The organism is Thalassospira sp. B30-1, assembly GCF_015767575.1.
Taxonomy (GTDB): Bacteria; Pseudomonadota; Alphaproteobacteria; order Rhodospirillales; family Thalassospiraceae; genus Thalassospira; species Thalassospira xiamenensis.
In genome coordinates this window covers 2,321,029-2,333,676 of the sequence record NZ_CP065232.1, presented here as the reverse complement: position 1 = coordinate 2,333,676, position 12,648 = coordinate 2,321,029, and the positions used below count along the sequence as shown (strand labels likewise).

At 52.4% G+C, this 12,648-nt stretch carries 11 protein-coding genes and 1 pseudogene; 7 read left to right on the top strand and 5 right to left on the bottom strand.

Annotated features, from left to right (window positions below):
* Window positions 1–3: 3 nt before the first annotated feature.
* From IT971_RS11345 to IT971_RS11335, 3 genes are all read right to left on the bottom strand, one after another.
* Window positions 4–891, bottom strand: a complete 888-nt coding sequence (locus IT971_RS11345) for a carbohydrate ABC transporter permease (protein ID WP_063091903.1) — start codon at window positions 889–891, stop codon at window positions 4–6.
* A complete protein-coding gene (locus tag IT971_RS11340; RefSeq protein ID WP_007089386.1) occupies window positions 884–1,792 on the bottom strand; it encodes a carbohydrate ABC transporter permease in 909 nt (302 codons plus the stop codon). The genes IT971_RS11345 and IT971_RS11340 overlap by 8 nt, the downstream gene beginning before the upstream one ends.
* Before the next feature lie 99 nt (window positions 1,793–1,891).
* Window positions 1,892–3,154: an ABC transporter substrate-binding protein gene (locus IT971_RS11335; protein ID WP_063091904.1), complete on the bottom strand. Its 1,263-nt coding sequence runs from the start codon at window positions 3,152–3,154 to the stop codon at window positions 1,892–1,894.
* A gap of 561 nt (window positions 3,155–3,715) precedes the next feature.
* On the opposite strand from IT971_RS11335, the gene IT971_RS11330 reads away from it, so the two are divergent.
* Both IT971_RS11330 and IT971_RS11325 read left to right on the top strand, forming a co-directional pair.
* Window positions 3,716–4,495 carry a prephenate dehydrogenase gene (locus tag IT971_RS11330; protein WP_037991353.1) on the top strand — a complete coding sequence of 260 codons (780 nt, stop codon included), beginning with the start codon at window positions 3,716–3,718 and terminating at the stop codon, window positions 4,493–4,495.
* A gap of 288 nt (window positions 4,496–4,783) precedes the next feature.
* The gene (locus IT971_RS11325; RefSeq protein WP_007089389.1) at window positions 4,784–4,948 is read left to right on the top strand and encodes a DUF1127 domain-containing protein; all 165 of its coding nucleotides are present in this window, start codon (window positions 4,784–4,786) and stop codon (window positions 4,946–4,948) included.
* Between the two features lie 121 nt (window positions 4,949–5,069).
* Here IT971_RS11325 and IT971_RS11320 read toward each other — a convergent pair whose 3' ends face one another.
* A complete protein-coding gene (locus IT971_RS11320; protein ID WP_063091905.1) occupies window positions 5,070–6,644 on the bottom strand; it encodes a cryptochrome/photolyase family protein in 1,575 nt (524 codons plus the stop codon).
* A 282-nt stretch (window positions 6,645–6,926) separates the two neighbouring features.
* On the opposite strand from IT971_RS11320, the gene bfr (IT971_RS11315) reads away from it, so the two are divergent.
* The 5 genes and pseudogenes from bfr (IT971_RS11315) to IT971_RS11295 all read left to right on the top strand — a co-directional run bounded on the left by bfr (IT971_RS11315) (window position 6,927) and on the right by IT971_RS11295 (window position 11,480).
* Complete coding sequence (bfr, locus tag IT971_RS11315; protein WP_037991343.1) at window positions 6,927–7,403, top strand: bacterioferritin; 477 nt, start codon at window positions 6,927–6,929, stop codon at window positions 7,401–7,403.
* A 21-nt stretch (window positions 7,404–7,424) separates the two neighbouring features.
* Window positions 7,425–7,916, top strand: a complete 492-nt coding sequence (gene bfr, locus IT971_RS11310) for a bacterioferritin (RefSeq protein WP_007089392.1) — start codon at window positions 7,425–7,427, stop codon at window positions 7,914–7,916.
* Window positions 7,917–8,094: 178 nt separating this feature from the next.
* A complete protein-coding gene (locus tag IT971_RS11305) occupies window positions 8,095–10,581 on the top strand; it encodes a heavy metal translocating P-type ATPase (RefSeq protein WP_074624812.1) in 2,487 nt (828 codons plus the stop codon).
* A pseudogene (gene cueR / locus IT971_RS11300) lies at window positions 10,578–10,962 on the top strand (Cu(I)-responsive transcriptional regulator). Before IT971_RS11305 ends, cueR begins: the two are co-directional and overlap by 4 nt.
* Before the next feature lie 35 nt (window positions 10,963–10,997).
* On the top strand, window positions 10,998–11,480 hold the full coding sequence (locus IT971_RS11295) for a cytochrome c (protein ID WP_063091906.1): 483 nt from the start codon (window positions 10,998–11,000) through the stop codon (window positions 11,478–11,480).
* 54 nt (window positions 11,481–11,534) lie between these two features.
* Here IT971_RS11295 and IT971_RS11290 read toward each other — a convergent pair whose 3' ends face one another.
* Entirely contained in the window at window positions 11,535–12,647 is a 1,113-nt protein-coding gene (locus tag IT971_RS11290; RefSeq protein ID WP_063091907.1) for a PAS domain-containing sensor histidine kinase, read from the bottom strand.
* Window position 12,648: the final 1 nt, after the last annotated feature.

The window sequence follows — 12,648 nt, the reverse complement described above, 5'->3', positions numbered from 1 at the left end:
TGCTTATCCCTTCACCGAACCGGCGGTCAGGCCGCGTACGAAGTATTTTCCGGCCAGAATATAAACAAGCAGGGTCGGCAGGCCGGTCAGCAGGGCTGTGGCCATATCGACATTGTACTGTTTCACGCCGGTCGTGGTGTTGACGATATTGTTGAGTGCGACAGTCATCGGCGCATTATCGCCAGAGGCGAAGGAAGCACCGAAAAGGAAGTCATTCCAGATCTGGGTAAACTGCCAGATGACCGACACGACGATGATCGGTGTCGAAATCGGCAGAATGATACGCCAGAAAATGGTGAAGAAACCTGCGCCGTCGATGGTGGCTGCCTTCACCAGTTCATCCGGGATCGAAACATAGTAATTGCGGAAGAACAGGGTGGTGAAGCACAGGCCGTAAACGACATGCACAAGAACAAGACCGGTGGTCGAGCTGGCAAGGCCAAGTGACCCCAGAACCTGTGACATCGGCAGCAGCACAACCTGGAACGGAATGAAGCAACCAAACAGCAGCAGGGCAAAGACGATATTAGCCCCTTTAAAACGCCATTTGGTCAGGGCATATCCGTTGATCGCACCAAGGAAGGTCGAAATCAGAACCGCCGGAACCGCCATTTTGACCGAATTCCAGAAGTAAATTTTGATGCCTGAACATTCAACGCCGACACAGGCTTCATTCCACGCATAGTTCCAGGCATCGAACGTGATGACGCGCGGCAGCGAAATGAGTGAGCCTTCCCGGATTTCATCGAGCGACTTCAACGAGGTCGAAATCATCACGAAAAGCGGGAACAGATAGTAGGCTGCGAACAGGATCAGAACGAGATATAGCAACCCGCGCAGTATGGTATGTTTCCAGCCTGCGTCGTGGCTGTAATGCTGAATATCAGCCATTTTTCTTGCCTCCGCGCAGTTCGGAATACAGATACGGCACAATGATCGCCATCACGGTCGCCAGCATCATCATGGCACTTGCTGCACCAACGCCCAGCTGGTTGCGCTGGAAGGCCATTGTGTACATGAAGGTTGCCGGAAGATCGGACGAATAACCGGGGCCGCCGCCAGTAAGTGCAATGACAAGGTCGAAACTTTTAACGGCCAGATGGGCCAGAACGACAATCGCACTTAGGAAAACCGGACGGATCGACGGAATGATAATCCCGAAATAGATGCGGGGCAGGCTGGCACCATCCATATAGGCTGCGCGAATGATGTCCTGATCGACGCCGCGCAATGCCGCAAGGAACATTGCCATAACAAAACCCGATGCCTGCCAGACGGCTGCGATCACGACCGTGTAGATCGCCATGTCCGAATTGACCAGCCAGTCGAATTTGAAACTGGTCCAGCCAAGGTCATGCATCATGCTTTCCAGGCCAAGGCCCGGATTGAGAAGCCATTTCCAGACGGTACCCGTCACGATGAAGGACAGGGCCATCGGATACAGGAAAATTGTGCGAAGGACGCCTTCGGCGCGGATGCGCTGATCAAGAAGAACTGCAAGCAGGCAGCCAAGAAACAGGCAGATAACAATAAAGAGACCGCCGAAAATCAGCAGGTTCTCGATGGCAACATGCCAGCGTTCCATTTGCCACAGACGTTCGTATTGCCGCAGACCGGCCCAATCCCAGACCGGAAGCATGCGCGATTTCGAAAACGCCATATAGCCTGTCCACAGGATGAACCCGTAGACGAAAAACAGGGACGCAGCAAAGGACGGTGCAACAACGATCTTGGAAAGATGACGCTGGATGCTGGCCGTCAGGTTGCTTTCGGTGCTTGAAGAAGCCCCCATACCCTTTGCCTCAAACAATTAAAGTAGCGGGAATCCGGCCCCGGAAATGTCCGGGGCCGGTGCGTCGTCAGTCAATGTGACTGTACAGGTCAGATGAGATTAGTCTTTGGCCAGTTCAACAGCTTCGACCAGCCGCGAGACGGCTTCATCAGACGACATGTCGGAGTTGAAATGTGCGGTTACGACGTCAATGATCGCACCCGAAAGATGACCGCGAAGAGCCATGCCGTGTGCCATCGACGGAAGGAACCCGCCTGCGTCCTGGGCAGCCAGAAGGTCAGCCTCGGATTTCTTTGCACAATCGTCAAATTTGTCGAGCGGAACGCCAAGACGTGCCGGGATCGAGCCTTTGAGAAGGTTGAAGGTTTCCTGGAATTTCTGGCCAACGATCAGTTCTGCAAGCAGTTTCTGGCCTTCTACCTTGTCATCGCCCGAAACATTGAACATCGCAAAGCTGTCAACGTTGAACAGGTAACCGTGTTCGGACGGGGTTGCCGAACAGATGAAGTCTTTGCCCGGGACTTTGCCAGCAGCAAGGAATTCGCCTTTTGCCCAGTCCCCCATGATCTGCATGGCGGCATTGCCATTCATGACCATAGCTGTTGCAAGGTTCCAGTCACGACCCGGGAAGTCGGCATCGACATAACCGCGGATTTTACGCATCTGGTCGAACACGGCTTTCATCGTGTCGGATTTCAGCGCGTCTTCGTCGAGATCAACCAGGGCTTGCTGATAGAATTCCGGGCCGCCAAGCCCAAGAACGACGGTTTCAAAGACGGTTGCATCCTGCCACGGCTGACCACCATGGGCGACAGGCGTGATGCCGGCCGCTTTGAGCTTGTCAGCAAGGGCGTTGAATTCGTCCCAGGTTTTCGGCGCTTCGGTGGCACCAACTTTGGCCAGCAATTCCGGGTTTGCCCAGATCCAGTCAACACGGTGAATGTTTACAGGAACGGCAACATAATCGCCTTCATACTTCATGACGCTCTGAATAGCTGGCGGAATGACTTTGTCCCAGCCTTCTGCTTCGGCAACGTCATTCAGATCGGCAAGTGCACCCTGTTCTGCCCAGTCCTGGATAGCCGGGCCTTTAAGCTGAACAGCGGCCGGGGCATCGCCCGACAGAACGCGCGAACGCAGTACGGTCATGGCTGCGTCACCGCCACCACCGGCAACCGGGCTATCAACCCATTTGCCACCACGTGCTTCGAAATCTTCTTTCAGGGCAGAGACCGCTTTGGCTTCACCGCCCGAGGTCCACCAATGCAGGACTTCGGCAGTCGGTTCGGCATGTGCAAAGCTTGCAGTCGCGAGAGCAGAGAACGCCACACCGGTGGCGAGAATGGTTTTGCGCAGATTCATTTAGGTTTCCTCCCTGGCTTTAAACCAATTGCAGCGACAACATGCTGCCAAGGGGGACCCTTTGCACTCACAAAACTGTAACAGGGCGTTTCCAGAATGCGAACTGAAACAAACTGTTACAAAAATAGCATGACAGTCCTGAATTATATTGCATGGCAGCAAGAAAAATTAGCGTATTTCGCCGCAAGACAGTTATTCCAATGATGCACAACTGAATGAAATGTGTCCGTATTTGTAACAGCTTGGAAAAGGTGTGCCGGTGCAATTTGAATTCAGCATGCGTCCTCCGGAGAAGGCGTGAAAAGCTCTGCGAGAGGGTGAGGGACTTTAGTATTGATACTGTGCTGCTCTTGGCATCGTGCCAGAGATGCCAAGATGCCTTGACATGGAACGGTTTGGCATTATTAATCGCCGCCATGAAAAACGTTATTTGCCTGTTTGCTGATTTCTATTACGGCCCTGCCACATAAGGCGGGAGCGTTTTTCTATGTTCAACCGCTGCGTCGTCGGCGGTTGATTTATAAGGCAGGCACCGGCATCGCAGCTCTTCGGAGACAGACGATGCCTTTTTTATTTCCAGATCACCCGACCATCGGGATTTTCGGGTTCGGCGCCTTTGGGCGTTTGACAGCCCGGCATCTGATGGATCATTTCGCGCTTTTTGTACATGACATCAATGCAGATGCCGTATCTGCGTCTGCTTCGGAATTAAATTTGCGGGCGGCGGATGTTGTGACGGTTGCACAATGCGACATCGTCATTTTGGCCGTCCCGGTAACGGCAATGAGATCGGTAATCGCGACCATTTCACCGCATGTGCGTGCGGGAGCCATTATTCTGGATGTGGGGTCCGTTAAAATGGAACCGGCGCGCATGATGCTCGAAGGGCTTCCCGATCATGTCGATATTATTGGAACTCATCCGTTATTTGGGCCGCAAAGTGCACGGGCTGGCATTTCAGGACTCAAGATCGCGATATGCCCGGTTCGGGGACGTCAATTCTGCCGGGTTGGTGCATTTCTACGCCACGTTCTGGGCCTTAAGGTATTTGTTGTCACCCCGGAGGCACATGACCGCGAGGCGGCGGTCGTGCAGGGCGTGACACACTTGATTGCCAAGGTTCTGGTGCAGATGGGCCCATTGCCAGCACGCATGACAACAGCAAGTTTTGATCTACTGGTCCAAGCTACTGAAATGGTCCGTTATGACGCGCCTAGTGTTTTCTGGGCGATTGAAAATGCCAATCCGTATGCTGGTGCTGTAAGGGAACAGTTCTTTGAATTGGCAACAGGCGTGCGCGACCAATTGGCAGACAATCCATGCGCAAAGGAGGCGTTTTAGGTCGAATGATCAGATATGTCTTATGTGATTATATTGCATCGCCGCATGAATGTCTGGACCTGAAATATATGATTTGGTTCGATTTTAACGTTTACTGACTCCATAAGTTTGGGAGTTGAACCCATTCAATTGTGACGTTTTGGAATAGATGATATGCATTCTTTGGTGGTTGAGAGATGTGGTACTAACAGGCATATTGCATTGCAGAAAGTGAAGTGCTGAACGCGCCGGATAAAAGCGGAAGCCCCGCAGGCTAGCGTTCTTTTTCTTAACCCAAGGAGGTTCAACATGTTCTTGTCCAGTATTCTCGTTGCTGTTCGCCGTTGGGCCTATGCACGCTCTGTTGCGAATGAACTCTACAATCTCGACAAGCGTGACCTGGATGATGTCGGAATTTCTCACTGGCAGATTAAAGATGTCGCGCGCAAAGCCGCTCGTGACGCGATCGCCTAAGCCAGAATAAATTTCGACAGCGCCAGTTTATAGGCCGCTGTGTAAGCAGAAGCCGGGCAAATCGTCCGGCTTTTTGTTTTTCTGTCTTCTGAATACGCCGCTGTATTTCAGATGATCCCGGCTACCACAGGCTTGCCTGATGTGATGGCTTTGGGATTTTTCCGGTATCGATCTGTGTCAGGAAATGTTCGGCCTGTTCGATTAGTGCCGTTTTACAGTCCCCATTCATACGCGACCAATTGCGATATGGCATAGCAAGGCGCGGATTTTTGCCGAGTTTATCGACGTTACGATCCAGGAAGTGCCAGTAAAGTGCGTTAAAGGGGCATGCATCGGGCCCTGTGTTCTTATTGGGACTGTACTGGCAAGCCGTACAGTAATCAGACATCCGGTTGATGTATTTTCCACTCGCAGCGTAGGGCTTGGACGCCATTTTTCCCCCGTCGGCATAAAGTGCCATGCCAAAGGTGTTGGGAAGTTCCACCCACTCAAATGCGTCGATATAAACTGCCAGATACCATTCACAGACTTCCTTTGGATCCAGACCGGATAGAAGCGCAAAGTTGCCAATCACCATCAATCGCTGAATGTGATGCGCGTAGGCATTGTCCAGCGTTTCGGTGATGGCGTGATGCAGGCAGTTCATCCCAACATTCCCATCCCAGAAAAAGGCGGGTAGGGGGCGTCTGGCATCGAAATAACTGCCTTTTCCGTAATCGGGCCCCATCTGCCAGTAAAGCCCGCGCACATATTCGCGCCAGCCAAGGATCTGACGAATAAAGCCCTCGGCAGCGTTGATTGGTATCTTGCCGACGCGATAGGCATTTTCAGCGGCACGGCATACTTCATCGGGGAGCAAAAGGCCGACATTGATATAGCCGCTTAGAAGAGAGTGATAAACAGTGCTGCTTTTTACAGTCATCGCATCCTGATAGTCACCAAATAGCGGCAATCGATGTTCTATAAAGTGATCAAGGACTGTAAGCGCATCGCGTCGGGTAACCGCCCAGCCGAAACTTTCGTGATCCCCGCAGGCATTCGGGAAATCCTGTTTAACCCGGTTGAGCAATGCCTGCGTGATGCTATCCGGTTTGAAAGTCAGGGGGCTTGGCGGCCTGTGATCATCGGGAAGGCGTTTGCGATTATCGTGATCAAAATTCCACTGACCGCCAACCGGTTTGCCATCCGGTTCCATCAGGATACCGGTTGTGCGTCGCAGTTGCCGATAGAAATACTCCATACGGAGTTCCTTGCGGTTTTCAGCAAATTCCGCAAATACCGAAAGTGGGGCAAAGAAACGATCATCGTCGCGAACATCAAGGACGATACCGAACTTGTCCGCCCATGTTTCGATTTCCGTGCGTATCCGCCATTCGCCGGGCTCTGTAATGATTACCTGTTTTACCGGATGATTTTTCAATGCCAGTTTCAGGGCATCGCTAAAGCTATTGGTCGGCTGGTTCTCATAATCGAAATAACAAACCGCGAAACCCTTTTCACGTAATTCATGAGCGAAATGACGCATCGCAGACAGAATGAAGACAATTTTCTGCCTGTGATGGGCGACATAGTTTGCCTCGCTGTTCGGTTCCGCCATTACAATCAAGTCGTGATCAGGATCGGCATCCCTTAAACTTGCCAGTGAAACAGACAGCTGATCACCAAGTATGAAACGGATTGATTTGATGGCAGACATTTAACGGGCGACCTCCGGCAGCGAAAATCATATTTCCGACTCGTACGTGAAAAAAGGTCCCAGAGATTGGTTGAAGCAAACAAAAACAACCGAAAACGGGCGGACCGATTTTCATTCGCAATGGTTGCTGCGCGAATGATTTTTACTTGTGTGCCATGATCTGAAAATTTGCAAAAAAATCGGCTAAATTATTGATAATGGTAATCAAAGGCGCGGTTTTCCCTTGAAAAGGGGAATGGTCGATCCCACTATTTGGACAGCCCAATCATCAGGAGTGCCACCATGAAGGGTGATCCCAAGATCATCAGTTATCTTAATCGCGTGCTGACCAACCAGTTAACGGCGATTAACCAGTATTTCCTGCATGCCCGTATGCTCCGCGACTGGGGCGTGGAAGAAATGGGCGAGTACGAATACAAACTTTCGATCAAGGAAATGAAACGTGCCGATGACACCATCGAGCGCATTCTGTTCCTTGAAGGTCTGCCCAATCTTCAGAATTTGAACAAGCTTATGATCGGCGAGAATGTCGAGGAAATCGTTTCCTGCGACATGAAGTTCGAGTTGGCAAGCCTGCCGCTTCTGCGCGAGGCGATTAGCGCCTGCGAAAAGGCCGAAGACTTTGTAACCCGCGATCTGCTGGTCAAATTCCTTGAAGATCAGGAAGAACATGTCGACTGGCTGGAAACGGAGCAGTGGCAGATCGAAAATGTCGGTATGCAGAATTATATTCAAAGCCGTTCTGGCGACGGCGACTAACACATCAGGAGCTTAAACGCCATGAAGGGTAACAAGAAGGTTATCGACGCGCTGAACAAGCAGCTTACGGCTGAATTGTCCGCCGCCGACCAGTACAACACCCATGCCGAGATGTATCTCGATTGGGGTTTGCATGCACTTTATGCTCGTATGCATCATGAAAAGGACGAAGAACTCGAACATGCGAAACGCCTGATCGAACGTATTCTGTTCCTTGAAGGTGTGCCCGATACCGCGTCGCGCAGTCCGATCAAGATCGGCAAAACCGTGCCTGAGATGATGAAAAACGATCTCGAACACGAATATCATGTGATCGATCTTCTGAAAAAGGCGATTAAACTTGCCGAGAAGGAAGAAGATTATCAGACGCGCAATATGCTGACCACGCTGCTGGATGACAGCGAAGAGGACCATGCATATTGGCTTGAACAGCAGATCCGTCTGATCGATATGATGGGCTTGCCGAACTATATCCAGTTCCGCGCAGTTGGTGAGCCGAACCCGCACGGTTAAGGTTGCCAAATGTCATTTGAAAACCCCGGTATTGTCCGGGGTTTTTTTATTTTTATCAGATATTTGCGGGTGAATTGATAACGCAAAATCAATCCGCCCGTTTTATGCTTGACCTTCCAGTTGCTGGAACCTCTATGGTCACCCATATCAAGTTATTGATCATGGAATGGTGACCTAAATGGACAGGCGATCAGAACCCGACATCCCTGAAATTCGTGGCAATGGTGCCCCCGGTTTGAAAAAACCGACGGACGAAGGGGCGCGTGGCGAAGTGACCCTGCAAATCGGCGGGATGACTTGTTCATCCTGTGCCGGTCGGATTGAAAAGGCATTGGGCAAGCTGCCCGGTGTATCGTCCGAGGTGAACCTTGCGCTGAATTCTGCCCATGTCACCTTTGATCGTGATCAGACATCAGTTAGCAAACTGGCCGATACCATCCGTTCTGCGGGCTATTCTGTTGCCGATGAAAGCCGGTCTTTTGATATTGATGGCATGACCTGCGCCAATTGCGCGCTTCGCGTCGAAAAGGCATTGAGCAAACTGCCCGGCGTTACGGAAGCCAGTGTCAATTTCGCACTGGAGCGGGCCGATATTCATACCTTACCGGGACAGGTTGGTGACGCCGATGTCATCGCGGCTGTTGAAAAGGCCGGTTATCACGCTGTTTCACGAGGCAAATCGGGTCAGGAAAACGGGCAGGATCCCGCAGACCAAAAGAATTCCGACAAGTCGCTTTGGTGGCTGGCGGCTTCGATTGTCCTGACCGCGCCGCTGGTGGCCCAGATGATCTGGATGTATCTGGGGGTCGATTTTTATTTGAGCCCGTGGGTAGAACTGGCGCTGGCGACCCCGGTGCAGTTCCTGATCGGTTGGCGGTTTTATCGCGGCGCCTGGATGGCGTTGCGTAACGCCAGTGCCAATATGGACGTGCTGGTCGCACTTGGCACGTCGGCCGCCTATTTCCTGAGCCTTTATAACATGATTGTGGCTGGTCATGACGGGCAGACGCATCTTTATTTCGAGGCATCCGCCGCGATCATCACCCTGATCCTTGCCGGTAAAATCATGGAAGAACGCGCCAAACGCGGTGCGTCGGCGGCTATTCGTGAACTGATGGCGCTACGTCCGCGCCGTGCGCGTAAACTTGACGAAACCAAAGGCGAAATTGAAATCGATATCGCCCAGCTTGTTATCGGTGACACCGTCAGGGTTTTGCCAGGTGAACGTGTTCCCGTTGATGGCAAGGTTTCAGCAGGTGAAAGTGAGCTTGATGAAAGCCTGATCACCGGAGAAACACGCCCGATCGCGCGTGTGGCAGGGGATATGGTCGTTGGTGGTGCTGTCAATGGTACCGGGCGGCTTGATGTCGAAGTCACAGCAATCGGCGAAGATACAACGCTGTCGCGGATCATTCGGCTGGTTGAACATGCCCAGACCGGAAAGGCACCGGTTCAGAAACTGGTCGATAAAGTTTCCGGGATTTTTGTGCCCGTAGTCGTCTTGATTGCCTTGGTTACCTTTGGCGGATGGCTTTTATTCGGTGCCACGATGGAAGTATCGATTGTGGCCGCTGTTTCGGTTCTTGTTATTGCCTGCCCCTGTGCATTGGGGCTTGCGACACCAACCGCACTGGTGGCGGGCACGGGGGCCGCGGCGAAAAGCGGTATCCTGATCCGGAACTTCGATGCGCTGGAACAGGCACACAATGTTGATACCGTCATTTTTGATAAAACCGGTACCCTGACCGAAGGCAAGCCAACAGTTCGAGACATCAAACCCGCAGAGGGCACAGATGAAGCCGAACTGCTGCGTATGGCTGCCGCCGTGCAGGCCGCAAGCGAACATCCGCTGGCGCGTGCAATCGTCAATGCCGCACGCAAACAGGAAATTAAAATTCCTGACATCACTGATTTTAGCAGCAAAACCGGTGCCGGTGTTCAGGCAAAGGTTGAAGACCACAATGTCGTTATAGGCAATGAGGCAATGCTTGCCGATCTTGGTATTGGATTGCCAGATGGTGATCTTGGCAGCCAGATTGCCGATTACGAAGGGCGCGGCCAGACCGTCATTCTGGTTGCGATTGACGGCAGGTTCGCCGGGTTCATCACGCTGGAAGATCGGATTCGTGCGTCGGCAAAGCAGGCGATAGCCGATCTGAAAGCGCGTGGGATCAACAGCATCATGTTGTCTGGAGACGGTGAAGATGTTGCTTCCTATGTTGCAGAGCAGCTTGGCCTTGAAGAAGGCCGCGGTCGTATCCGGCCGCAGGACAAGGCGCGCGAGGTCGAAAAACTGCGCAAGGCTGGCCGTCATGTTGCCATGGTCGGCGATGGTATCAATGATGCGCCAGCCTTGGCTGCGGCGGATGTCGGTATTGCGATGGGGGGCGGTACCGATGTGGCCATGGAGACGGCGGGCATTACCCTGATGCGGTCCGACCCGGCACTTGTCGAGGGGGCAATTGATGTGTCGATCGCAACACGGCGCAAGATCGCACAAAACCTGTTCTGGGCGTTTGGTTATAACGTGATCGGCGTGCCGTTGGCGGCGTTCGGTATCCTGAGCCCCGCGATTGCGGGGGCTGCGATGGCGTTGAGTTCGGTTTCGGTCGTCAGCAACTCGCTGTTGCTGCGAGGTTGGAAAGTCCGCGGAGAAAAACCATGAATATTTCCGATGCATCCCGCGATAGCGGTCTTCCGGCGAAAACCATCCGTTATTACGAGGATATCGGACTGGTAAAGCCCGGTCGGCTTGAAAACGGCTACCGGGACTACAGCGACGATGACTTGCACAAATTGCGCTTTTTGCAGCGTTCCCGGGGGCTTGGCTTTTCGGTAGAGGAATTGCCGGGTGTTACTGTCGCTCTACGAGGACCGCAACCGTGCTTCGGCAGATGTGAAGCAGATTGCCAAAACACATCTGATCGAAATCGAACGCAAGATCGCAGAACTGCAAAGTCTGCAAAAGACCTTGTCGCATCTGGTTGACGAATGCCAAGGCGATCATCGTCCTCATTGTCCTATCATCAACGATCTCGCGGGATAGCCTGCTTAAATCTGAAGAAGGAAGGAAGACATTCGTTGAAGAAGAAAACGATTTTTGCCCTCGGCGGAGCTGTGGCCGTGTCCGCAATCGTGGTGATTGCTGTTGTCTTTTCAGGTGCCTACCCTAAAAAAGATGCGGCGCAGGTTCGCTTGCAACCCGATAATTTGCAACTGGTTGCAATGGGCAAGAAAATCTATGACGCCAATTGTGCGTCCTGCCACGGTCGTGATTTTAAAGGGGAAGCAAACTGGCGCGAACGACGCGACGATGGTTTGCTGCCTGCACCTCCCCATGATGAAACCGGCCATACCTGGCATCACCCGGATGATTTGCTGTTTGCATTGACCAAATATGGTCCGGCGAAAATGATCGGTGATGGTTATCAGTCTGCGATGCCCGGCTTTGAAAAAGTTCTGACGGATGAGGAAATCATAGCATCCCTGTCCTATATCAAAAGCCGCTGGCCCAAAGAAATCCAGATGCGTCACGATCAGATGAACAAGTCGGCCGCCCAATAAAGCACAAGGCCTGGCAATATTCTGCCGGGCCTTCATGTTTTTACGACATAAAACCTAAACGCGGGGCAGGGTGATTCGTACTGTTGTGCCCTTGCCAAGGTCGCTTTCGATGCTTAGTCGTCCACCGTGCAATTCAACCAAAAGCTTGGCCAGCGGCAAACCAAGTCCCGTTCCGGCACTTTCCTTGACCCCTGATGGGTGCAATTGGGAGAACCGGGCAAGCGCACGTGGAATGTCGTTCGGACTCATGCCGACACCATTATCCTGAATGGCAAAACAGATTTCGTCGTCCAAGACCGTCAATGTTACGGAAATCTCTCCCTTGTCGGGGGTGAACTTGGCGGCGTTGCTGAGTATGTTTATCAGGATTTGCTTAAGTTTCAGGCGATCACATGGCATCATCAATGGTTTTTGCGGCAAATTCAGGATCAGTTTGTGATGCCGTTTCTTGATGTCGTCGCTGACTAGTTTTGTTGCTTCCTGCGTTACAGAAACAATATCGTCTTCTGCCAGTTGCAAAGCCATCGAGCCATTCGAAAGCTTCGAGACATCAAGAACATTGTTCACGAGTTCAAGCAGATGCGTTCCGGCCTCGTAGACGTCGCGTGCGCAGTCACGATAGCTGTCGGAAATATCGCCCAGCACGCCTTCGGCGATCAATTCGGAATTGCCGATAATCGCATTAAGCGGGGTGCGCAGTTCATGCCCCATATTGGCAATGAAGTCGGATTTTGAAGCATTGGCGTCCGAGCGTTCGCGATTCTGTTCCATCAAGGTGCGCTCGGCCTGTTGCTGCCTGTCATTTTCAAGCAGCGTCATCAGGACAGCTGTGCGTGTTTCGTTTTCGCGGAAATATTCCAGCGGGGCGATGGATAGATCGCACATGTGGCTTTCATCGCTGGCATTGACCAGCACGATATCGCCGCGCCATGTCCGACCGGATGCAAAGACATCATCAATGTCATTGAGAAGTCCGGCAGACAGAAAGCCCGCCTTGCGCCCGATCATGCGGTCGCGGGCAACACCGATCAGGTTCGCCATGGCGTCATTGCACTGCAAAACCTTGCCGCTACGCTCGCAGATGACGGCGGCATAGGGCAGTGCGTTCAGAACGACTTGATCTGCCAATGGCGCGGTTTCCGCGTCAATCGGGGAGTCTGTGGTCATG

Excerpts from the sequence above, each read along its gene's own strand:
- IT971_RS11325 (WP_007089389.1), top strand. The coding sequence starts at position 4,784 with ATGTTCTTGTCCAGTATTCTCGTTGCTGTTCGCCGTTGGGCCTATGCA.
- IT971_RS11345 (WP_063091903.1), bottom strand. The coding sequence starts at position 891 with ATGGCTGATATTCAGCATTACAGCCACGACGCAGGCTGGAAACATACC.
- IT971_RS11340 (WP_007089386.1), bottom strand. The coding sequence starts at position 1,792 with ATGGGGGCTTCTTCAAGCACCGAAAGCAACCTGACGGCCAGCATCCAG.
- IT971_RS11290 (WP_063091907.1), bottom strand. The coding sequence starts at position 12,647 with ATGACCACAGACTCCCCGATTGACGCGGAAACCGCGCCATTGGCAGAT.
- IT971_RS11330 (WP_037991353.1), top strand. The coding sequence starts at position 3,716 with ATGCCTTTTTTATTTCCAGATCACCCGACCATCGGGATTTTCGGGTTC.
- IT971_RS11305 (WP_074624812.1), top strand. The coding sequence starts at position 8,095 with ATGGACAGGCGATCAGAACCCGACATCCCTGAAATTCGTGGCAATGGT.
- IT971_RS11335 (WP_063091904.1), bottom strand. The coding sequence starts at position 3,154 with ATGAATCTGCGCAAAACCATTCTCGCCACCGGTGTGGCGTTCTCTGCT.
- bfr (WP_007089392.1), top strand. The coding sequence starts at position 7,425 with ATGAAGGGTAACAAGAAGGTTATCGACGCGCTGAACAAGCAGCTTACG.
- IT971_RS11320 (WP_063091905.1), bottom strand. The coding sequence starts at position 6,644 with ATGTCTGCCATCAAATCAATCCGTTTCATACTTGGTGATCAGCTGTCT.
- bfr (WP_037991343.1), top strand. The coding sequence starts at position 6,927 with ATGAAGGGTGATCCCAAGATCATCAGTTATCTTAATCGCGTGCTGACC.